The organism is Staphylococcus sp. GDY8P85P (genome assembly GCF_017892405.1).
In the GTDB taxonomy this organism is placed as follows: domain Bacteria; phylum Bacillota; class Bacilli; order Staphylococcales; family Staphylococcaceae; genus Staphylococcus; species Staphylococcus borealis.
Map to the genome: position 1 here is coordinate 27,200 of NZ_JAESLA010000040.1, position 22,612 is coordinate 49,811.

21 protein-coding genes and 1 pseudogene are annotated in these 22,612 nt (G+C 33.3%); 7 read left to right on the forward strand and 15 right to left on the reverse strand.

The window, feature by feature from the left end; all coding sequences use genetic code 11:
* Positions 1–592: 592 nt before the first annotated feature.
* On the forward strand, positions 593–751 hold the full coding sequence (locus KA828_RS08705) for a hypothetical protein (protein ID WP_000669699.1): 159 nt from the start codon (positions 593–595) through the stop codon (positions 749–751).
* A gap of 542 nt (positions 752–1,293) precedes the next feature.
* On the opposite strand, the gene KA828_RS08710 is transcribed toward KA828_RS08705, so the two are convergent.
* The 14 genes from KA828_RS08710 to KA828_RS08775 form a co-directional block, all read right to left on the reverse strand.
* A complete protein-coding gene (locus KA828_RS08710; protein ID WP_210126055.1) occupies positions 1,294–4,323 on the reverse strand; it encodes a type I restriction endonuclease subunit R in 3,030 nt (1,009 codons plus the stop codon).
* A gap of 12 nt (positions 4,324–4,335) precedes the next feature.
* The gene (locus KA828_RS08715) at positions 4,336–5,616 is read right to left on the reverse strand and encodes a restriction endonuclease subunit S (RefSeq protein WP_210126056.1); all 1,281 of its coding nucleotides are present in this window, start codon (positions 5,614–5,616) and stop codon (positions 4,336–4,338) included.
* A complete protein-coding gene (locus KA828_RS08720; RefSeq protein WP_180554436.1) occupies positions 5,606–7,393 on the reverse strand; it encodes a type I restriction-modification system subunit M in 1,788 nt (595 codons plus the stop codon). The genes KA828_RS08715 and KA828_RS08720 overlap by 11 nt, the downstream gene beginning before the upstream one ends.
* A gap of 184 nt (positions 7,394–7,577) precedes the next feature.
* A complete protein-coding gene (locus KA828_RS08725; protein ID WP_210126057.1) occupies positions 7,578–8,660 on the reverse strand; it encodes a YkvI family membrane protein in 1,083 nt (360 codons plus the stop codon).
* Between the two features lie 184 nt (positions 8,661–8,844).
* On the reverse strand, positions 8,845–9,066 hold the full coding sequence (locus tag KA828_RS08730; RefSeq protein ID WP_210126058.1) for a hypothetical protein: 222 nt from the start codon (positions 9,064–9,066) through the stop codon (positions 8,845–8,847).
* Between the two features lie 14 nt (positions 9,067–9,080).
* Positions 9,081–9,584 carry a DUF1643 domain-containing protein gene (locus KA828_RS08735; RefSeq protein ID WP_193839865.1) on the reverse strand — a complete coding sequence of 168 codons (504 nt, stop codon included), beginning with the start codon at positions 9,582–9,584 and terminating at the stop codon, positions 9,081–9,083.
* A gap of 15 nt (positions 9,585–9,599) precedes the next feature.
* Complete coding sequence (locus tag KA828_RS08740) at positions 9,600–9,911, reverse strand: DUF960 family protein (RefSeq protein WP_000700850.1); 312 nt, start codon at positions 9,909–9,911, stop codon at positions 9,600–9,602.
* Positions 9,912–10,003: 92 nt separating this feature from the next.
* A complete protein-coding gene (locus tag KA828_RS08745) occupies positions 10,004–10,345 on the reverse strand; it encodes an SAUGI family uracil-DNA glycosylase inhibitor (RefSeq protein ID WP_000859158.1) in 342 nt (113 codons plus the stop codon).
* A 465-nt stretch (positions 10,346–10,810) separates the two neighbouring features.
* Positions 10,811–12,439: a cassette chromosome recombinase CcrB gene (gene ccrB, locus KA828_RS08750; protein ID WP_210126059.1), complete on the reverse strand. Its 1,629-nt coding sequence runs from the start codon at positions 12,437–12,439 to the stop codon at positions 10,811–10,813.
* A gap of 20 nt (positions 12,440–12,459) precedes the next feature.
* The gene (gene ccrA / locus KA828_RS08755; protein ID WP_210126060.1) at positions 12,460–13,809 is read right to left on the reverse strand and encodes a cassette chromosome recombinase CcrA; all 1,350 of its coding nucleotides are present in this window, start codon (positions 13,807–13,809) and stop codon (positions 12,460–12,462) included.
* A 177-nt stretch (positions 13,810–13,986) separates the two neighbouring features.
* Complete coding sequence (locus KA828_RS08760) at positions 13,987–14,244, reverse strand: hypothetical protein (protein ID WP_023350830.1); 258 nt, start codon at positions 14,242–14,244, stop codon at positions 13,987–13,989.
* Between the two features lie 64 nt (positions 14,245–14,308).
* On the reverse strand, positions 14,309–16,099 hold the full coding sequence (cch1, locus tag KA828_RS08765; RefSeq protein WP_210126061.1) for a cassette chromosome replicative helicase: 1,791 nt from the start codon (positions 16,097–16,099) through the stop codon (positions 14,309–14,311).
* On the reverse strand, positions 16,099–16,248 hold the full coding sequence (locus KA828_RS08770) for a hypothetical protein (RefSeq protein ID WP_002434105.1): 150 nt from the start codon (positions 16,246–16,248) through the stop codon (positions 16,099–16,101). Before KA828_RS08770 ends, cch1 begins: the two co-directional genes overlap by 1 nt.
* 182 nt (positions 16,249–16,430) lie before the next feature.
* Positions 16,431–17,420 carry a hypothetical protein gene (locus KA828_RS08775; protein WP_023350832.1) on the reverse strand — a complete coding sequence of 330 codons (990 nt, stop codon included), beginning with the start codon at positions 17,418–17,420 and terminating at the stop codon, positions 16,431–16,433.
* A gap of 189 nt (positions 17,421–17,609) precedes the next feature.
* Here KA828_RS08775 and KA828_RS08780 point away from each other — a divergent pair, with 189 nt between their 5' ends.
* Entirely contained in the window at positions 17,610–17,774 is a 165-nt protein-coding gene (locus KA828_RS08780; protein WP_002434151.1) for a GNAT family protein, read from the forward strand.
* Between the two features lie 495 nt (positions 17,775–18,269).
* Here KA828_RS08780 and KA828_RS08785 read toward each other — a convergent pair whose 3' ends face one another.
* Positions 18,270–18,617: a MerR family transcriptional regulator gene (locus tag KA828_RS08785; protein ID WP_002434548.1), complete on the reverse strand. Its 348-nt coding sequence runs from the start codon at positions 18,615–18,617 to the stop codon at positions 18,270–18,272.
* 77 nt (positions 18,618–18,694) lie between these two features.
* Between KA828_RS08785 and KA828_RS08790 the strand changes: the two genes are divergently transcribed.
* The 5 genes and pseudogenes from KA828_RS08790 to KA828_RS08810 all read left to right on the forward strand — a co-directional run.
* A complete protein-coding gene (locus KA828_RS08790) occupies positions 18,695–19,378 on the forward strand; it encodes a type 1 glutamine amidotransferase domain-containing protein (protein ID WP_002434046.1) in 684 nt (227 codons plus the stop codon).
* A 21-nt stretch (positions 19,379–19,399) separates the two neighbouring features.
* Positions 19,400–20,065, forward strand: a complete 666-nt coding sequence (locus KA828_RS08795; protein ID WP_002434095.1) for an SDR family oxidoreductase — start codon at positions 19,400–19,402, stop codon at positions 20,063–20,065.
* Positions 20,066–20,068: 3 nt separating this feature from the next.
* On the forward strand, positions 20,069–21,073 hold the full coding sequence (locus tag KA828_RS08800; RefSeq protein WP_002434486.1) for an NADP-dependent oxidoreductase: 1,005 nt from the start codon (positions 20,069–20,071) through the stop codon (positions 21,071–21,073).
* Positions 21,074–21,081: 8 nt separating this feature from the next.
* Positions 21,082–21,447, forward strand: coding sequence for a DoxX family protein (locus KA828_RS08805; protein ID WP_002434567.1), 366 nt, complete (start codon positions 21,082–21,084; stop codon positions 21,445–21,447).
* A 496-nt stretch (positions 21,448–21,943) separates the two neighbouring features.
* A pseudogene (locus KA828_RS08810) lies at positions 21,944–22,561 on the forward strand (transposase); the annotation flags it as partial.
* Positions 22,562–22,612 lie beyond the last annotated feature (51 nt).

Here is a 22,612-nt window from a genome sequence, read left to right on the forward strand (position 1 = left end):
AAACTGTAATTCATTATTATTGAAATTAATCGACATTCAATTTCTAAATAAACAGAAACAAAAATAACTTTCATATAAATAATTTCTTTGCGATTAAGTTGGAATTAGAAATACTAAATACAAATAACAGCGAATGAAATGCATATTATTGAGGAATTGGATGTGTAGTGCAATTTCGAGAGTTACTACTTAAGAAAATAAAAAGAAGAAAACAAACAATAAGAATTAAATCTGAAGCAAGATATAAAAGCAAATATTTTTGATACAACCACATTAGTAAATACTTTATTAATTAGTATACGACTGAAAGCGAAGTAACAGCTAACAATGCTCCAGATATAGACATTAGTGTTACGAAAGAATAATATTACCATCTAGAAAATGTAATTTTTTAAAAATCTGAAGATAAAGTAGATTACTTTGTGAGTTTTCATGTTAAGAATTCTGAACTTGGAGACGTAGTATAAATATAGCTTAGTAGAAAATGCCACCGGAGCTGTAGCTGAGATTGACTATCAAGAATTAACTAAATTAGGTTATTACCCATCAACAAAAATCCAAGATTTAACACTGTCTAATAATAGTGCGAATAATGAAGTTTAAAAGTAAACAACTGGTAATAGCGAATCAAACTAAAGTAATCAATTACAGAATTCAAGTACTACTCAAGCCTCAAGCAAATATTGAAACTCAAACACAAGTTAAGAATAATACACTGCCTGAAACAGATGAACAGTCTAATGCCGATTGAGTCCAATAATAGCCTCTGTATTATTAGCCACACGATTATTATCAATATTTAAATAAAGTTAATATTAAATAATAAAAATCCTTCAAATTATTTGTTGAAAAATTAATAACTTTGAAGGTTTTTAGCAAAATCACTGATAGGGAGAAGCATATCATAAATGATGCGGTTTTTTTCTTGAAAAATTTAATCAAATATTAGAATCCTTTAATTTATTTGAAAATCAGAAGTGAGTAACAATGACAAGTGAAATAGTTAGTGGAATAATTGGAGTTATAGGGATTTATTGAGATGTATGAAGATGCGGGCACTTATTGAGTAGATTATAATTAGAACATGGAGGTGATTTGCTTCTCCATGCAATGCAAGTAAAGATGACCTTTTAAAAATTCTATAAGAATTTAGAAACTTTAGAATAACTAAATATTAAAAATATATCGTATAAAAGTGAACTTAGGATGAGAGACTATAGCTAAATTAAAAATTTAGCAAAAACTAACTTAAAGACTGCGAACAATCTTTAAGTTAGTTCAAAAATAACTAATTTAAGCAAAATTATCTGCTTTTTGTGATCGTAGCCATCTGTAATAATCTTTTGCTAGTAGTTGATATACAGTGTCATAAAAGTCGCTATTATCGCTAAACATTTTAGAGTATGCAGCTTCTTCTTGATTATATTGATCAATTAAGAAGTGTTGGAATTGTTTTTGGAATAAACTATTCGCAAACATTTCTTCGCTATTGTTTTGAGCCATATTTACAAGTTTTGCATCTGTATTGTTCATCAATGTTTCTCGCATATTTTTAACGAGTACTCTATCGCCTTGAGTAAAATCATCTGGGAATCGTTCATTGATTTTTTGTATAATTTCATTTAAAGAATCGTATTCTTCTTCAGGTCCGACAGTTGTATTCACTTCTGAAGGATGAGCCAATTGACCACTTTCTATATCTTCATTGACGAGTTTTATATCTCCTCTAAAATCTTCTTGCAATTTATAGTATTCTAACTTTATTTTGTCTTCTATATCGATATAGTTGCGTTGTTTTTTAGGAATGAATTTTAATAAAAAACCAGTAAAAATACTTTCTTCTAGCAACTCTTTATCAAAAGTACGATCAATTTGAGCGATATAATTATACCATTTGTTGAAATTTCTTAGTGTAACTCTGAAATCGTATTGAACATCTTCTGGAAGCTCATTGTATCTACTAATAACGGGACGTAACACGCTACTCAATCGACCAAGTAATTGATCATTTTGTTTTTGTTTTGCTTGACGATTTAATTTCATGACTGTTTGAATATCATCATCATTGTATATATGGAATTTACGGAGTTTACTCTGTGTATCATAAATTAAATTAATATTAATTTCTTCTTTTAGAGAAGTTGCTTCGTAAAAAGGTTGGAATGCTTCATATATTTCTTCTTCTGTATTTACAAAATCAAGAACAAAAGTATCTGTTTTTCCAGGCATAGTACGATTGAGGCGAGACAATGTTTGGACTGCCTTTACTCCGTGTAGTCTCTTATCGACAAACATTGTATGAAGTAAAGGTTCGTCAAATCCCGTTTGATATTTTTCTGCGACAATTAATAAATTAAAGTCTTCACTATGAAATGCTTCTTTCAGTTGATTCTCTTGGATATGTTCTCCAGAATGCGTTAAGTTCATCTTTGGCTCTGTATATTCAATCCCATCATCTTCTACTGTACCTGAAAAAGCGATTAACACATCCATATCTGTATATCCTTTTTCTTTGATATATTTTTTAAATTCTTGCATATACCGTACGGCATGGAGTCGAGAAGCCGTCACAATCATTGCCTTTCCTCTACCTTGAATTGCTTTTTGTGTCACTGATCTAAATTGTTCAATCATAATTTCGGCTTTTTGTCTAAGTACCCAAGGATGAAGAGATTGATATTTAGCGATAGCTCGAACAGCTTCTGTCTTTGGCAATTCTGGGTCTTCTTCAATCGACTTCGCAATTTTATAGGAAGTGCTATAAGTCATGTAATTTTGTAAAACGTTTAGAATAAAGCCTTCTTCTATAGCTTGTCTCATGCTATAAATGTGGAATGGATGATAGGAACCATCTCCTTGTTTTGTTCCAAACATTTCAATGGTTTTTTCTTTTGGTGTAGCTGTGAAAGCAAAAAAACTTAAATTATCATGTTGACCTTGAGATAGTAGCGTTTGAACAATTTGATCTTGATCATCTAGCGATTGATTTTCAACGCTTTCTTCAAATTCTTGGTATTCCTTTAAAGAAGCTTCTTTGTCTGCTAACGCATGTTTTAGTTTTTGTGCACTGCTACCTGTTTGAGAAGAATGTGCTTCATCGACCAAAATCGCAAAACTTCTACCTGCTGTATTATCTATTTCATCATAAATTACTGGGAACTTCTGTAATGTAGTAATAATAATTTTCTTTTGGTCATTTATAGCTGTTTTTAAATCTTGAGAAGTTTTATTATCTCCAATAGTTTCGACTTGCCCAGTGGTATGCTCGAAACTCAATAATGTATTTTGAAGTTGGCGATCTAAAACAGTACGGTCTGTAACAATAATGACCGATGAATAGATCGGTTGATTCTCATCATTATGCAAGGAAGCTAGATGGTATGCCAACCAAGCAATACTATTAGACTTACCTGAACCAGCAGAATGTTGAATGAGATAATTCTTTCCAGGACCATGATGCTGAGTATCTGATATTAATTTTTTCACAATATCAAGTTGGTGATAACGCGGGAAAATAAGTAGTTTCTTCTTCTCTTCTAAATTCATAAACCGCTCAATAATGTCCAATAACTGATGACTTGTGAGTACACTTTCCCATAAGTAAGAAGTCGGATATCCATCAGGATTTGGTGGGTTTCCTGCACCTCCAACATGACCAGGTCCGTTAGATCCCTGATCAAAGGGTAGAAAGTAAGTTTTATTTTTTGCTAGTTTTGTTGTCATCAACACATTAAAATGATCTACTGCGAAATATACTAGAAAACGAGTATTAAATTGAAAAATCAATTCTCGTGGATCTCTATCTTGTTCAAACTGTAATCTCGCATGTTCTACATTTTGACCTGTATATTGGTTCTTAAGTTCTAACGCAACAAGAGGAATCCCATTAATCATTAACACCATATCAATAGTATTTCTATGCTGGTTACTATACTGAAATTGACGCACGCATTGGAAGCGATTGGCTTCATATTTTTTTATGTTTCCTGTGTTCAAAGATGATGCAGGTTGAAAGTAAACAACTTTAAAAGAAACTCCTCGATCCTTGATTCCTTTACGAAGAACATGTAAGATTCCATGTGTCGTGATTTCTTCATTTAGACGTTTTAAAAATTTCTGTTCTGCATCAGTACGATAGATGGCTACATATCGCTTCCAATTTTGGGGTTGAGTTTGTTTTACAAATTCTAATAATACTGTTGAGTCAAGTGCGCTATTTGCATCGTAATAAGTGTCTTGAAATCGTATAGATTCCCAACCACCATTTTGAACAAGGCTATTTTCTATGTCGTGTTCAAAATTAATTTCTCTATTTTTTATCACTGATATCACTCCTTACACTTCTTTTTTACCTGTAACATATTCATAAATTAATGAATTCTTATAAGTCTCTAGTTCTTTAATAACTTTTGTTTTATTTTCAATTAGTTTATTGATTTGAGATAATTTATCATCTAAATAACTAACAATTTCATTTTCCTCATGTTTGGGAGGTCTTGGGATACTAGTTTCTTTTATATAATCCCAACTAGAGCGAGGCATCTTTGCACCATAAGATGTGGCATTAATAAAATCAGTAAATAGTTGTGATATTAACCAGTAAAGTAAATACCTTTTATTTCCCTTAAAGCTTTCAAATACTATAAATTCACCACTACAACTACCATTTATGTCTGCTATAAATGCCTTAGCTAAATAAGGTCTTAATTTACTGTATAAAATATTCCCTTTTTCAAAGTATTTTTCTTTGGAGTCTTTCACTAACTTTCCATAATCATTTATTCTTCCTTCATAGCTAAGAACATTCTCTAATCCGATATAAATATCTTCTTTCACAAAGTCTTTTTTTGTATCAATTGTGCTAGTATTATATTTTATCTTATTAATATTCCAATGTTTAGGTATATCTCCTATCCATTCAACACCACTATCTTTCATTTCCACATTCGGGTCTATGCCTTTTGTCACCGATTCTGTGATGAGTGATTGTTTGTAATTTTTTAGTTCTTTGATGGATTGTTCGGTCTGATTTATTAATTTATTTACAACTTTTATGTCTTTTGCTAAACTCTTGACAATTAAGTCTTGAACTCTCCTAGGAGGTAGGGGAAGAAATAAACCAGCTAATTTATCCATAGGTATTCTCATTCTAATTGTATTCAATTTACCTGTAGATGACTCTCTCATCATTATTCCATTGCCTAAACCTAAAAGACTTCGTTGGAACTCTCTTGTTCGAAATAAATAATAATAATAAGTTATATTAATTTCTTCCGAAGTTGTGTATAACGTATAATACACGGGACTAACAACACCCGTGTATCGAGATAGTCCTACTGCACCCGCTAATATATTCATACTGTTTATTACAATATCATTTGGATGAGCTACTTTATAGGCTGTTAGATCCGACTTGGATTTATTTCCGCCACCAGTCTTTTCTGCATAAGGAAAGATTCCTCTTTCGACTGATAATGATAAAATATTATCAGTAACTATTGGATTATTCTTTTCGTTTCTTTCTTCAAGTGTATACTTTAGCTTTCTAATTTCCCAATCCTCTGGTATTTCCCCAATCCACTTAATTCCGCTATCTTTCTTTTTCCTAGTCAACATTTTCCACATCCTTCCCTGATAGTGCTTGGAAGTTTGCGACAATTGATTCCTCTAATTTTTTGATGCGTTCAGCAATGACTTCTGATGGCTCTGGTGCTGCGTACTTATAGAAAAGTCGCGTGAAGGGAATTTCATAGCCAATCTTATCTTTTTTACGATCTACCCATGCGTCTGAACTAAACGGCAATACCTCACGTTCAACATATTCATTTATATCTTCTGTTAGGGGAATATCTTCTGTATCTCTAAGGTTCGTGTCTACATTTTTGCTTCCATTCTTCTTATAAACGATATCTCCGTTTTCGTCTCGTTGTGGCTGTTCAATAGTGACTTGAGTAAAACCAAATGATTCATTATCAAATATTTTTGACTCTACTGTTCTGTCTTCTAGATAATATTCTTTATTATCAAATTCTCCATAAGCTTGCACAATCAATTCTCGACATGCTTCAGAAATATCTACGCGTTTTTCACCAATATTCTTATGGCGTTTTTCATATATATTGGATGCATCAACGAGCTGTACTTTCCCTTGACGTTCTGGAGATTTATCTTTAGTAATAATCCAAATATATGTTGAAATTCCTGTATTGTAGAATAAGTCGTTAGGAAGTTGGATTATGCCCTCTAACCAATCATTCTCAATTACGTACTGACGAATTAAACTCTCGCCTCCACCAGGATTTCCAGAAAACAAGGCAGAACCATTGTGAATAATTGCCATGCGTCCTGTTTCCTTTAACTTTGAAATACCATTGAGTTGAAACAGCAACTGTCCGTCGCTAACTCGAGGCAATCCAACTCCAAAACGACCAAGTTCACCAAGTTCGTGTTCTACTTTTACTGCTTTTTGGTCCTTTTTCCAATTGACACCAAATGGTGGGTTGGAGATACAGTAATCAAACGTAAATCCTTCAAACTGATCGTTCGTTAATGTACTTCCAAGCGCCATATTTTCAGGCTCTCCACCACGAATCATTGTATCTGCTTTCGCAATTGCATAAGTTTCAGGATTTAGCTCTTGACCAAATGTGGCTACCTCTGCAGTATCATTCATATCGTGAATACGTTCTGTCATAGCTGAGAGCATTTGAGAAGTTCCCATTGTTTGGTCGTAAACAGTTTTGAAAACATGTTCTTTAAACAAAGTATCTTTATCTTCGATAAGCAATAAATCAGTCATGAGATAAATGATATCTCGACTCGTGAAGTGTGCACCTGCTTCCTCGTTATAGCTTTCCGAAAATTTTCGTACAAGTTCCTCGAACACGTATCCCATATCTGTGCTTGTCATCTTGTCTGGACCTAGATATGCATCTGCTTTGTTAAATTCTTGAATCACATAAAATAGCACGTCATTATCTGCCATTGTTGTAATTTCAACATCGAACTTAAAGTTATCGAGAATATCTTGCATGTTTTCAGAGAAACCATTGAGATAAGCTCTAAAGTTTGATTCAATATTTGCTGGGTCTGCGAGTAATGTTTCAAAAGTATATAAGCTTGTATTATAAAATGAATACCCTGATGCGTTCTTCAAAAGGCGTTCTCGCATCACGTTATTCATTGATTGAGTATTTTCTGCGGTCTTAATAACTTCGTCTCGCGTTTTTAGTAACGTATCATGAAGACGCTTAATGACTGTCATTGGTAAGATGACCTTCCCATACTCATGGGGTTTATATAATCCTCTTAAAATGTCTGCAACGTTCCAAATAAGGTTTGCTTGTTTTTGAACATTAATTGATGTTTGTTGATGTCTTTTAAATTCGTTCATTATGTATATCTCCTTTAGTAGATAAAAAAAGTTAAAATTCTCTACTTCTATATTATCAGAGATAGAAAATAGAAAAAAATAGTAATAAGAGCATCCCTCACCGAAAAGTGAAGGATGCTCTAATTTTTATAAGTTTGATTAAATATTTCACCAGAAGATTAATTCATTATGTTTTCTAATACAATCACATCAAACTCTTATGAGTTGTTTTATTATATATCCAACGAACGAGTAAAGCGATTCCGATAAATAAACCAATATAACCTACAATTGGAAAGACAATATTAATCAAATCAGCAAATCCTACAAAACTTAGGATAAATGCTAAAACTAAAGAAGATACTAATAATATAAAGTAACGTGGTGTACGGAAATCAGAAAAGCGAATTAAGAACGGATAAATCATTCCTACACAACTATTAAAAATCACTCCAACCATGACAGCTGACATCAAAACACCAAGCCAAGGGTGAATATCTTTAGCTAATAATAATGTAGGAATATCAACACTGTTCGCTTTTTCAACATTCGCAAGTAGACCTGCAATCATAATGAGTAATAGTACACTAAACACAATGCCACCATATGCAGCACCTCGTCTTGCAATTTTATGACTTTTGGCGTCTCCACCTATAATAGTTAAAAAGCTGAAACTATTTCCTATAATTATGCCACCATATAAAATAGCATCCCACCACCAAGCATGAGGAGTGTTTGTTTTTGAAGGCTGGATATGTTGAGACACCTCATTAAAAGGAATAGTAGGTTGAATAATATTAAATCCAGCAATAATAAACACAGCGATAACTAAAAAAGGTGTCACAATACCTAACACGCTAATAATTTTATTGAAATTCAAGAGTGAAATAAAGAATAATAATAAAACAATTATGAGTGAACCTATCCATGTAGGAACATTAAACCCTTGTTGTAACGCTGAACCTCCACCAGCAATCATAACGACAGTTAGTCCAAATAAGAAGAAAACAATTAAATAATCAATAATTGTTCCTAACACCTTACCAAATAAACTATGTAATGAAATATCATATTGATTAGCATCTAAGCGATAACCTACTTTAGAGGTTTGACGTGTGCCGAAAGTTACTATAATACCTGTAATAATTGCGGCTATGTATGCATAATTTCCATGGTTTACAAAAAATTGTAATAATTCTTGGCCTGTAGTAAAACCAGCGCCTACAATAAAACTTAAATAGGCAAGAGTAATTTTAATTGCAGTTTTGTTTTCTTTACTCACCGACATTCCTCCTTAAACAGTACATGCCTATAGAATAACACAATTTTAAATTCTTATTTTTTAAATATAATTATATATCTAATTTAAACGCAATATGTTGTGAAAAATTATAATTTAAATGGATATTGAGGTTATAGGAAAAAATAAAAATATACCATCCCTCACCGCTAAGTGAAGGATGGTATATTTTTCATTTTGATAGATAATGGTTAATAATTATCTGTAAATCATTATTAAGTACCGTTGTTATAGAGTCATCATCCATAAAATTATCATAGATTTTATCCAATATTTCTTCATCTTCAATCGCTGTAAAATGATGTACTAGTCCTTTTACGATAGATATATAATTTTGAGATGCTAAGCAACTAGCAACTGTTCGCCAGTCTGAGTGTGTGGTTTCATGGTTCATAGATAATCCTCCTTTTATTTCAATGTCCATTTTTGACGTGCTTTAGGATTGAGTGGATGCATGATTTCATTTGTTACTGGATTGATGAGTTTCTTTACTTTCTTCTTATGAGGTTTTAGCATTTCCATCACCTGTGATACACGTTCTATAACAACTGGTCGCTTAGCATAGGCGCCATAAGCTAGAATCACTGTGTCACTTTCACTAATCGTCTTCATCAAGTGAATGTCTGTGTGTTTGTCATAAGGCTCTTTGATATGTTTAAGGTTCTCTGGGGTTTTAATATTTGAAAATAGATTCACAAGATATACAGCACCATATTGTTCAGAATTCGCTAATTGGTTAAGAATAAGAACAGTAGTAAGATCGAGTGATAACACACCATCTAAATGGGGGTACATCGTTATCACTGTACAAGCTGGTTTCTTTTCATCCCAAGTTTTCTTGAGTAAATAGCGGTGCTGTTTGTCATCGCTAAATATGGCTTCTGTGTGTATTGTACTTTTAATTGTATTCATATATCATCATTTCCTTTAGTATTCTTCTGGTAAAAGCATCACATAATAAAAAACGTCTACATCATCTTCTCGGATGACGTAGACTTTCTTAGGTAATGCATTTTGATTTTTTATATAGTTTGTATAGTGATATTCCAATTTGTATGCGGGTTGTTCTTGTTCATGTGTGATTGAGAGTATATTTTCATCTTCTTGTAGTTTAAAAATGTGTAGGTAATCTGTATTAAGTTGATTGTCTCGATCTTTTACCATATTCCAAAGTAGGATTTGAAGGTCTAGAGATAGTTGTTTACTAATGCCTTTTGTGATGTATCGATTGATTTTCATACTATTTTCCTCCATTTTGCTTTTCTTTCATGATGTCAATTACTTCGTTAATAACTGTAACAGATAGTTGAGCGATCTTGATCCAGTTCATATTATTCTCCTCCTTTTTGTAATAGATGACGTTCATCGATAATTGTATTTTTAGTATCTGTGAGGTATAGAAAGTCCATATCAAAATGATCCAGATAACCAATACTGATGAGTTGGTTATTGGCGTACATAAGAAATGGATAGATACTTAGCTCATGTAGTTCATCGTTATAGTAGGTATAAGTTTCAAGTGTAAGATGCGCAAGTGGGGTATGGTCTACAAAGCGAGTAGGAAGTATATTTTCTGCTGCTTCTTCTAACGCTTCACATTCCCATGTTTCATTGTTAGATAGTTGGAATAGACGAGTTATATATTGTTTGAGTTCTTGAGTGGTTGTTTTCATATCATTGCCTCCTAGATAGTGTTAGCGATGTATTTCATATACATCACTGAGATAATATATATTTGATTTATCATTTATTACGAATCCCGGTGGGAATAAGAGAAAATCCCATATGAAAAACTGCTACAAACATTGATATGACAAGAAAATCCCGTTATCCCGCTCATTTGTTGGGAAATATAGGTATATATTTATATATCATTTGGATTTGGTGGTGTTATTACGACTTACTTTTTCTTTTTATATTATTTATTTATAAATAATAACGGGATTTTGGGATTACGCTTGCGTAATCCTTCTCCTACATGAAGTTAGCCAATCCCGTTACTATCCCACTTATATTTTGTTTTGGGATGTTCTTTCGTCATATCAATATAAGCTTCACATTGAGCCATGATTTGTTAGCGTGTTGAATATATTTGTTAGATGAGTGTTATTGAATGACGAAAGGACAGTACATAGATATTATATTTGAAAGTAGAGTGTTTGAGGCAAAAACAAAGACGAAGTGCTGAGGAGCACTTCGTCTAGATTGTTATTATTAAAAAGTTGTTTAATAATTTCATTATTGAGCTTGAGAGTGACATAGAATTGTTTTTTATGATTCTCGTCTTTACGAATATCAATACGGTCAATAACCGTTAGGTATAATGCTTTGAGCTGTGATTTATCCATGGATTCTATATTTTGAAATATTCGTTGTAATAGGGCAGCGATTTGTTTCGTATCATAAGATGGTTTCTCTTGATTTTGTTGCTGCTTGAGTTGATTCATTTGGTTTGTAATATCATTCAGTTTTGTTTCATATTGATGAATGGTTGGTTTGAGTGCAGATGTTAAGTCTGGATTGTCTTCGATGGTTTGAACGAGATTTTTAAGTTTGATGTTTACTTCATCAAATTGTTGTTGTTTATAAGCAATATCATGATTGAGTGCAGCTACATCGACTTGATTATCTTGATTAACACGTTCGACAACTTGTTTGAGAACTTTATCGCTTTTGACAATTTCAAGTATTTGATCCATGACGTATTTCTCAATCACATCAGCTCTAACACTATTGGCTGAACATACCTTTGATCCTTTGTTGCGAAAGTTACTACAAGAATAATAGCGAATACGTTTCTTAGTTCCATCTTTGAGTGTATTAGTAGTATTACTCGCGGCCATAGGTGCTCCGCATTGGGGACAATGAACGATACCGGTTAATAGATTAGTTCCTTTACCGTGAACTTGGGGGTTTTGACTGACTTGCTTTTTACGTGCTTGCACTTTATCCCATAATGCTTGGCTAATAATAGGGGCGTGCTTACCCTCAGCTATGATCGGTTTATCATTCAGTCCTTTACGACGTTTTTCATTCCAATCTTTGTACTTCGCAAATTGAATTTTACCCATATAGAAGGGATTGGATAGAATATAAGTAATAGAACTTATACTGAAAGGCTTCCCTTTTTTAGTGACATAGCCTTTATGATTGAGTGTATTGGCAATTTTACGATAGCCATGCCCTTTGGCATAAGATTCGAAAATATATTTTACAATATTAGCTTCATGTTGATTAATCATCAATTCGTGTTTACTGTCGGGTATTTTGTCATAGCCTAGCGGTAAATTTCCTTGATAATAGCCTTCTTGGGCACGTCTGGTTTGGCCCATGAATACGTTCTCGACAATGTTATTACGTTCAAATTCTGAGAAACTCGCAAGTATTTGTAACATGAGTTTTCCAGAAGAAGTATTGACTTCCATACGTTCAGACAAACTGAAAAATTCGACATTTTGCTTATGCAAATCTTCGACAATTTTGAGTAAGTCTGATGTATTACGTGCCAGTCGGTTTGTTTTGTACACCATGACACAATCGATATGACCTTCATTCGCATCCTTCAACATACGTTGGAGCTCAGGACGGTTCATAGATTTTCCTGAGATACCACGATCAGCGTAAATATCTGTGACTTCAAAATGGTGAAATTGACAGTAGTCTCTAATCTGATTGATTTGGCCATTAATACTATAACCTTCTGTATTTTGGATTTCAGTCGATACACGGACATAGATACCGACACGTTTTTGTTTGAGTTGTTGCATGACTTTTTCATCCTTTCTGATTAAGCAATCGATGATTGCGCCGTTTGATTGACGATGTTTAAGGGCTCATTTTTGAAATAGATACCCGTAAGTGTTTTATTTTTGGTAATATGAATTTCATCAATGTAAGGGTACAACATGTTTAACGTGAAACGTTGTTGTATGATATTTTGAAAAACCTTTCGAATTTGATGTGCATTGATTGATGTTATAGGGTTTGACTGTTGTCGAAATGTTTGCGATTGTTCTCTGAACGTATCTGCATCAATTTTGCCTTGGGCTAATTTTTCTATCAGCTGCTCGTGATTGAGTGTAGTTTTAGTTTCTATATCTCTTTGTCTTTTGAGTCGTTGTTGAATAGTATGATTTATTTTTGAATAGAGCTGTTGATTTTGAAAGAAGTCCTGACAAGTCGCTAAAACACTTGTTTCTAATTCTTGTGCGTTGATTCCTTTAAATTCACAAACAAAGCGAGCGTTATTCATATTTTTCGGACAGACATAGTAACGCAATGAATGATTTGGTTTTCGGACGGTCATGTTTGTGAGTGTCGAATGGCAATAGGGACATTTGATTTTTTGTTTGAGTTGATTTTCTGACGGCTTACGTTTGACTTGTTTCTGAGTTCGGGTAACTTGAGCTTCTTCGTATATCGTTGTACTGACAATAGCTGGGAACATGTTTTCATATTGTCCGTATTGATTGATAACACGGCCACAGTAATTAGGGTTAAGGATAATATTACGCACTTGATAGGGCTTGCGATTAATGAATTTATCATCAGCTTCTAAGTATTGCGCAATTTTTTTATAACCATAACCTTGAAGGTAATAATTGAACACAGCTTTTACTGTTGGTGATTTTACTGTGTCTATTGTGAAAGTACCATTATGATAGTGATACCCAAAGGGTGCATGTGTTGTAATTAGTTTACCTTGTCTCGCTTTTTCTTTGATTCCATTTTTGACTTGTTCGCCTATATTATCAGATTCTAGTTCGGCCAAGCTGATGAAAATATTGAGTTTGAGCCGATCGAATGCTTTATCCATGTCGAAGTAGCCATCATGAACGCTTAAGATATGAATATGATACGTTTGACATAATTTCATGAGCTTTAATGCATTTTTCAAATTACGATGAAGTCGATTTAGACGATAGCAACATAATACGTCACATTGTCCCTGTTGAATCGGTTCAGTAATTTGTTGATAACCATTCCGCTTATTAGTACGTCCTGATTGTTTATCGCTATAAAAGGTAATGTGTTGAATATTATGTTTTTCGGCTAATACCTTGATGGTTTGTTTTTGAGCTGCTAAGGATTGTTGCTTTGTAGTGCTCTGTCGTAAGTAACCAATTGCTTGTTTCATCTTGTTTCCTCCTTTCGAAGTGATAATATATATTTATGAACGAATTTATAGATGAGCCCAACACCTGCCTGGTGTTGGGCGTTATTATTAGTCATCAGCATGATTAATTTCTTCAATCACTAAATCAGCGAGTAATGTGATTAATTCGTCCATATGGTTCAACCTCCAAATATCAAATTATATTGAATTGATAACATGTTGCATTGTTATTCGTTCACTCCGTGTACTTGGAACAATATGTTCAGTTATCTCTTTTTCATTTATGAATTCAGGGTACAAGTGATAAAATTTTAGTAGCTTCTGTTCCGTTTCAGTTAATACATATTGTTGCATATGGTAGTATCTGTCGATATAATTAACGACAATAGGTTTTTGATGATCATCGACTTCTACCGAATCAATTGTGTAATTTAATAAGTTGACTTTTGTTTTCATTTTTATGCCTCCGATTAATTTAATGAGCTACAACGCACATAGCGCGTTGTAGCGATATTCATATTTAGAGTTCTAAATCGCCCTTTTCTTCCCATTCTCTACCGTCTTTAACAAATTTGTTGAGTAATTCCTTATTTGTTGTATTATTATCAAATTGCGGTGGTGTGAATGGTTCAGAATTTGAGCTTAAACCGAGAACAGGTGCAAACTCACTAAGCAATACAAGATGGTAGAACAAGATCGTTTTTGTTTTGCCTTGAGTATCTTTGACATTACGTTTGATAGCTATCCGATCGGAATCCATCTGGATATATCCTTCTGCTCTTAAACTATCTATTACATTTTTTACATCTTGGTATTGGTTTTCTTCTAACATATGTTTAAAAACATCTTTAAGCATCTTGACTTGAATGTGATCGTCTTTCAGCTTAATAAGGCCATAATTTTCAGTCATTATGGAGAGTTTTTCATTTTCCGCAAACTTACTACGATTGCGTGCCACGAACTGAACTACACTATCAATCGCCTTGGCTCCCAAACTGCGCTCACTTACGGAATCTACATGATAACTAACTAGATATTCTCTAACTGCATCCAAATCGATAGGAGTTGCGATTACACGTTCTAATATTCGTGCTGAAGTCGTAATGGTGGCATAGCGCTTGAACATACGTATACCTACATTGTTTGTTTCATTGTTAAGCTGTACTTTGAACCAATCGTGTTCTTTATAAAACCACTTGATTACTTCAGATTCACGATTTAGAAGGTATTCAGCTACTAACGGCATTACGTGTCCATAGTTTTTTGATGTTCCTTTTTTAATGGCGTCTGCATTGTCAGCACTTGTTGTAAAGACATCAGAAATTTCGATGCATCTTGCTCTCAAACCATCATTTGCACTAGCATCTTTAAAAATCGTGTGTTCTGCTGTACTAATCACACTAGATCCAAAATGGTGAGGTTTTTTTACATTTCCCTCTCGATTAGCACGTAGGCGACCTTGACCTTCTGCAAGCGAATAAAGCAAACCATTGGTATCTTTAAAGGTCGCTGCTGATAATTCGTCTAATACAATAGGAACACCAAAGTTGTTACTTAAGTATCCTTCAATTGCATTACGGGTGCCGTTCCAACCTCTGAATAATGTTTGGTCACCTTTAGATGGATTACCTGCTATTGAAACTGCTAATGCCGCTGCAGTCGATTTACCCGTACTAGAGTTCCCCATAAATGAAAATATCGTGCCAAAATATTCGACTTCATGCTTTGTTTTTAAGAACGCAGTCACTAATGAAGAAACACCAAATATCACAGCAAGCTCCAGTAACAAGTTTCCTTTTACTTCATCAAGATACATTTGCCACCAGCCTTCAAATGTACCTTTAGGTTGTAAGTCATACTTTGTTTCACAAATGATTTCATCAGCCTGAGACTGCTCGATGTCTTTTGAAAGATATGGTTCATCTAATGAAATGACAGTACCTTCATCAGTACGTAAGACACCTACACCTGTATACAATGTAGAAATGCGTAGTGATTGACGCATTAATTGTAGTGCATTACCTAGCGATTTAATGTACTTTTCATTGATGCTGAACCCAAACATAACCAGTCTAGGTAACTTTTGTGTCGTTAGAATATCTGACGTTTCAATACGTTCAATATTTTTGCCATCCGTGATAGTCAATTTCTCAACCCCTGTAGTAGGGTCGAGAAATTTGTTTTTTATGATGATTGGACTAGATAAACGAATTATCTTATCTTCGTCATTTTTGTTTTTTGCTCGAATAAGTTCATACCATGCAGTTGAATCTAACCAGTATGGATATTGCTTGAATATGTTGTTCGTCATTAGTTGTTACCGCCTTTCCAATTACGCTTTTGACGCTTTGGATTCGGGCCTGTTTTCAGATAAACTGAGTTCCATTTACTATTCTTACTAATAATGATAAATGGAACACTTGGTGTGTGCTTTACAAAATATTCACCTTCGTACTTCATAATTATTTACCTCCGAATGTATTAATTTGTGTATCGGCCGAATACATATATAACTATATAGGTAATAGTGTGAGGAGTAAGTCTGTAAAATAACCTTTAAAATTCCAGACAAAAATTATGAAGAAATATATTGACAAAAAAGAAGTGCCGATGAAAAATCGGCACTTCTATAATGATGGTTACTATTTTGACGTGATATAAAAATATTCAGAATCATCAAGGTTATTTTTATCGTTGTTGTTCTTTAAATGATAATTTAAAGCTTTTTTTAATTCAGAAATAAGTTTGTTGCGATTTTCTTTGGTGTACTCTGGTGGATCTACTAGCTCGCTTTGACTTAATAATCTAGTTACTAAGGATTTAGGGGCAGATGCTTGAGTTTCTTTTTTAGTTAAATACTTTGCAAGGTTTACGTCAATTTGAACACGGCATTCTTGTTCTAAATAGTCACTATAGCTATAAGATTGGGTTGCAGCTAATCTTGCATTAACTTCGTCCTTGAGTTCATCTAATTCATCCATATAGTAATTAATTATATCTATTTTTTGAGCACTGCTAACATTTGGTGCTGTTATAATATCGATAACCTTAGATTTTATACCAACTTCGATATTTGAATCGATTAAGAAATATAAATAATAATTTGTCATAGCAGTTTTATAATCAATAGGATTAGTAATTTCATTTTTTATAAAATAATATATGTTATCATTAATTTTATTTGTAGATTCTAAGTCTTTTTTATTAACGCCATTTTTTAAAAAATGGATATAATCAGAGTTATTCGACAATATATCATGTATAACAAGTTTACTATCATATTTAAATGCATAGAATTTTCCAATTTTAAAATTTTCAGAATCAATACCAAGTGCAAGACAAAACTTTTTGAAATTTGCTGAAAAGTTAGTTTTAGTTGGCACAAATAAATCATGATCTTCCCACTTTTTTGGTTTGTTTTCCTCATCTACATTATTGCATCCATCAAGAAGATATAATTCATATTTAACTATGTCATTTAAAATCATTGGATATTTTTCCTTGTTACGAGTGTAGCGTTTACTATTTAATTCCTCATAAGACTTACTTGCTTGACTCATCACTTCTTTTACGTCTTTCGTATCTATATTTTCAATTATTGATTGTAACTCACGTCCCCAATTGCTATACATTAAATCACTCATTTCTATTTTTTAAATAATTATATCTTAAGAATTGTGAATATATAGAGAGAACATAGGTTCTTGATTTGTTATAATTATTTGTATTAAGTAATTTCGTTATAAAGTGGATTGAACAATATATTGCAAGTCTTTTTATTACAGATAATTACCGTAATAAAGGTATAGGAAGGTTTTTTATTGGAAAGATTAAAAAGCGATTATAATGTACTTAATTTACATGTAAATGAGAAGAATGAAGGAGCCATTCGTTTTTATACAAAACATCAATTTGAAATACGATCTAAGGAATTTGAAGTAGAAACTCAAGAATATGAATATTTTATGAAATGGGATAGTAATTGAAATTACAAAAGTACCAATAAGTAATTTTATGTAAAAAGATAACAAATAATATACTCTATTAAGTCTTACAACTTGAGAGAGCTTTTTGTATATATTAAGCATTTATGCTACTAGTTGATATTAGATGTAAAGTATTTATAGTAGTAATATATCGTTTTATCTAGCTGTACGAAAAATCAATTACAAAAAACCCCATCAACAACCGATAAGCAGAACTCGTCAAGAGATGTCAGATAAGATAGTTTTAGTACTCTGTAATTTTAGGTATAAGGTATATTATAACCGTTTTAGCCTATCCATCCATCGCCCACTCATTCTATTCTAGCTTATCCACCCGACGCAATTTTCTGACTCATTCCAGCTTTGCGTATCCACCTATCGCCTTTACATACACACTTCATCTTTAAAATCTAAAATTTCCTTATGCTTATTCATTAACTATTCCTCCATACTCTTCTCATCGTTCTTTTAATTCACACACTCCCTTTTCCCTCGTCACTCAGTCATGGCAGTTTGTAATTTTTGTTCAATTAAGTCGATATGTGTACTGATCAAATTCCGTTGTTCATTCAAGAATTCTAGGTGTGCGCGTAACACGCTTGGGACATCTATTTGGTTTTGATAAAGCATGTCTGTGTTTTTTCGGATTTCTTTTAATGGCATATTCAAATTGCTTAAGCACTGGATAAATTTAATCATTTCGATATCGTCGTCTGTGTATAAACGCTTGTTATTGCTATCTCTGTCGATGTGTTTTAAGATACTCTTTTTCTCGTAATAACGCAGTTTGCTTTTAGGTATATTGCAATAATCTGAGACATATTCAATGTAATATTGTTTCATGTAAGCATATCCTTTCTCTTAAACCAAGGTTTAACTGATATTGTATTCTATATAAACATGAATGAGGAGGAAAGACAATGAAAAAGGCTTTAATTGTTGTAACAAACATTGCGAAATACGATAATTTAGAAAGACCTACAGGTGCGTGGTTCTCAGAGGTTACGCACTTTGCGAAAGATTTCTATGACGCAGGTTATGATGTTGATTTTGTAAGTCCGAATGGTGGGTATGTGCCTCTTGATCCTATCAGTCTTAGCCCTGAAATGATGGGAGCCGAGGACTGGGAATACTACACGGATCATGATTATATGAATAAATTTGGACAAACATTATCTCCAAAAGAGGTTAATCCTAGCGACTATCAAGCCATTTACTTTGCAGGTGGACATGGTGCGATTTGGGATTTAAGAAATAACAAAGAACTAAACGACATTGCGCTAAGTATTTACAATAACCAAGGCGTTCTCTCTTCTGTATGTCATGGTGCGGCTGGTCTACTCGATATTAAAGAAAATGGCGATTATCTCGTTCGTCATAAAGATGTGACTGGTTTTACAAATAGTGAAGAACAAGCAAATGGTACAACTGAATACATGCCATATTTATTAGAAGACGAATTTATTAGTAACGGTGCACATTTTAAAAAAGAGGCTGACTGGAGTAATTTTGCAGTCGTAGATGGTCGCATTGTCACAGGTCAAAATCCCCAATCAGGACATGCAGTTGCTGAAAATGCTTTAAAAATCTTAGCTAATCAATAATTTTATAAAGGAGCGATACACATGAAATCATTAATTATCGGTGCTAATGGTGGCGTCGGTCAACATCTCGTACGTAAACTGAAAGCAAGAGATGTTGATTTTACTGCCGGTGTTAGGAAAGAAGAACAAGTTGAAGCTTTAAAAGCAGATGGTATCGATGCAACTTACATTGATGTCGCAAAACAATCTATTGATGAATTAATAGAATTATTTAAATCGTATGATCAAATCCTTTTTTCCGTCGGTTCTGGTGGGAGCACAGGTGACGATCAAACAATCATTGTAGATTTAGACGGTGCAGTGAAAGCAATTAAAGCAAGTGAACAGATCGATCATCAACACTTTATTATGGTATCAACGTACGACTCACGCCGAGAAGCGTTTGATGCGTCAGGCGACTTGAAACCATACACCATTGCTAAACATTATGCGGATGACTACTTAAGACATGCAAATTTAAAATATACCATCGTGCATCCAGGCGCTTTAACAAACGAACATGAAACGCAACAATTCAATATGAGTGCGCAATTTGAAAATGTACAAAATCCGTCTATTACAAGAGAAGATGTAGCAGAAGTGCTTGTTTCTGTATTAACTGATGAAGTATTACAAGGTCACGAATTCCAAATCATCAATGGTGATTTGTCATTATTAGACGCAACGACTAAATATCTGGAGGAATAATAAATGAATAATCAACAAGTTGTACTTGCAAAACGACCACAAAGTATCCCTCAAGACGATGTATTTAGATTTGAAACAATAGAAACTCGAGAACCACATGCAGGTGAGGTTCAAGTAGAATCCATTTATGTATCTGTAGATCCTTACATGAGAGGCAGAATGAATGATACAAAAAGTTATGTTCAACCTTTCCAAGTGAATGAGCCATTACAAGGTCATATTGTTGGAAAAGTCACACAATCGAACGATGAACGTCTATCTGTCGGAGATTATGTCACAGGCATATTACCATGGAAAAAGATAAATACAGTGAATGGAGACGATGTGACCCCTGTGCCATCAAAAGATGTACCATTACATTTATATTTGAGTGTTTTAGGCATGCCGGGAATGACAGCCTATACAGGGTTGCTTCAAATTGGTCAGCCACAATCTGGCGAGACGGTTGTTGTGTCAGCTGCATCAGGTGCAGTAGGCTCTGTCGTAGGACAAATTGCTAAGATTAAAGGCGCAAAAGTTGTCGGTATTGCTGGTGGTAAGCAGAAAACAACATATTTAACAGATGAATTAGGATTTGATGCGGCCATTGACTATAAACAAGATGATTTCGCACAGCAACTCGAAGCGGCTGTACCAGATGGTATTGATGTGTATTTTGAAAATGTTGGCGGCGCAATTTCTGATGAAGTGTTTAAATACTTAAATCGATTTGCACGCGTTCCGGTATGTGGTGCAATTTCAGCATATAATAATGAAAAAGACGATATTGGACCACGTATCCAAGGAACGTTGATTAAAAATCAAGCATTGATGCAAGGTTTTGTAGTAGCACAATTCGCTGATCATTTTAAAGAAGCAAGCGAACAACTCGCACAATGGGTGTCTGAAGGTAAAATTAAATTTGAAGTGACGATAGATGAAGGTTTTGACAATTTACCTTCTGCATTTAGAAAGTTATTCACAGGAGAGAATTTTGGTAAACAAGTTGTCAAAGTCGCTGAAGAATAGAGAAGACTATGAAAAATATCATCGTAAGATTCATATTTAGTTTACTGTTTTATAAAAGTGGTGTTTCACACTTTAAAAATAAAGATATGTTTTTAAAAATCGTGCCGTCCTATTTACCTTTCAAACACGCAATAGTTAAGTGTTCGGGCATATTAGAATTTATAATTGTTTTTTATGTACTCGGTGCTAAAAATAGATCACGCGTAAGAAAAGTAGTACAAGGATTCCTTTGGCTCGTATTTCCTGCAAATATTTACGCTGCACGTAAGAACATCTCTTATAAAGATGAAAGAGATAGAACAGATAGTGTTAAGCAGCATGTCATTCGTTTACCATTACAATTTGTCATGGTCGCACTTGCGAAACTATTATAAGACTTATCATAGCCACGCCTGGAACATTACTTTTGTTCCAGGCGATTTTTTAATATTTACACTTAAAATCGACGTATATCAAATGATTCTCTTGACAACGCTTATGTGCTCTTTGTTTAAATAAGCTCATATCAGACATTTACTTTTCAATTTTTCTATAGTGATAAGCTTCTAAATTAAGAAAAGCATAAGTTAATTTGCGTGTATGAGTATAAGAATAAATAAAAGTCTGGGACATAATTCCTAGAGAAAAAGCCAGTAAATGAGTTTTTTATAAATTCATTTACTGGCTTCTTTATTTACAATACTTCGTATTGTTGGCTCGCTTTCTTAGGGGACAGCTTCAGCCTGTAGTCTTCAGCTTGTCCTGTTCCCTCAAGAGTCTCGTCAAAATACTTTGTATTTATATGTAATTTTACATTGAAACACTTTAAAAAAATAAGGCACTTTCGTATAATTTAATAAATACCACTAAACTAAATTAACGAGGTGCCTTATGTATAAAGATTATAACATGACTCAACTTACTCTACCAATGGAAACTTCAGTTCTTATCCCCACAAATGATATATCACGACATGTAAATGATATTGTTGAAACAATTCCTGAGAATGAATTCGACGAATTCAGACATCACCGTGGTGCAACTTCGTACCATCCTAAAATGATGTTAAAAGTGATTCTATATGCCTACACACAATCTGTATTCTCAGGTCGTAAAATAGAAAAAATGCTTAATGATAGCATCCGAATGATGTGGCTATCACAAAATCAAAAACCTTCTTATAAAACAATTAATCGATTTAGAGTAAATTCAAAAGTAGATGCTTTATTAGAATCTTTATTTATTCAATTTTACAGTCAGTGTGTAAAACAAAATCTTATAGATGATAAAGCTGTTTTTATTGATGGCACAAAAATTGAAGCAAATGCCAATCGATATACATTTGTATGGAAAAAGAGTATTCAAAACCATGAATCAAAGATGAATGAGGACTCTAAAGCCCTCTACCATGAATTGGTAACCAAAAAAATCATACCGGAAATTAAAGAAGATCATGATAATGAATTAACAAAAGAAGAAATAGATTTGATTGGTAGTCAGATAAATAAATAAATCGAAGATTTAAACAAACATATCGATAATGAGAAGTGTACTAAAATA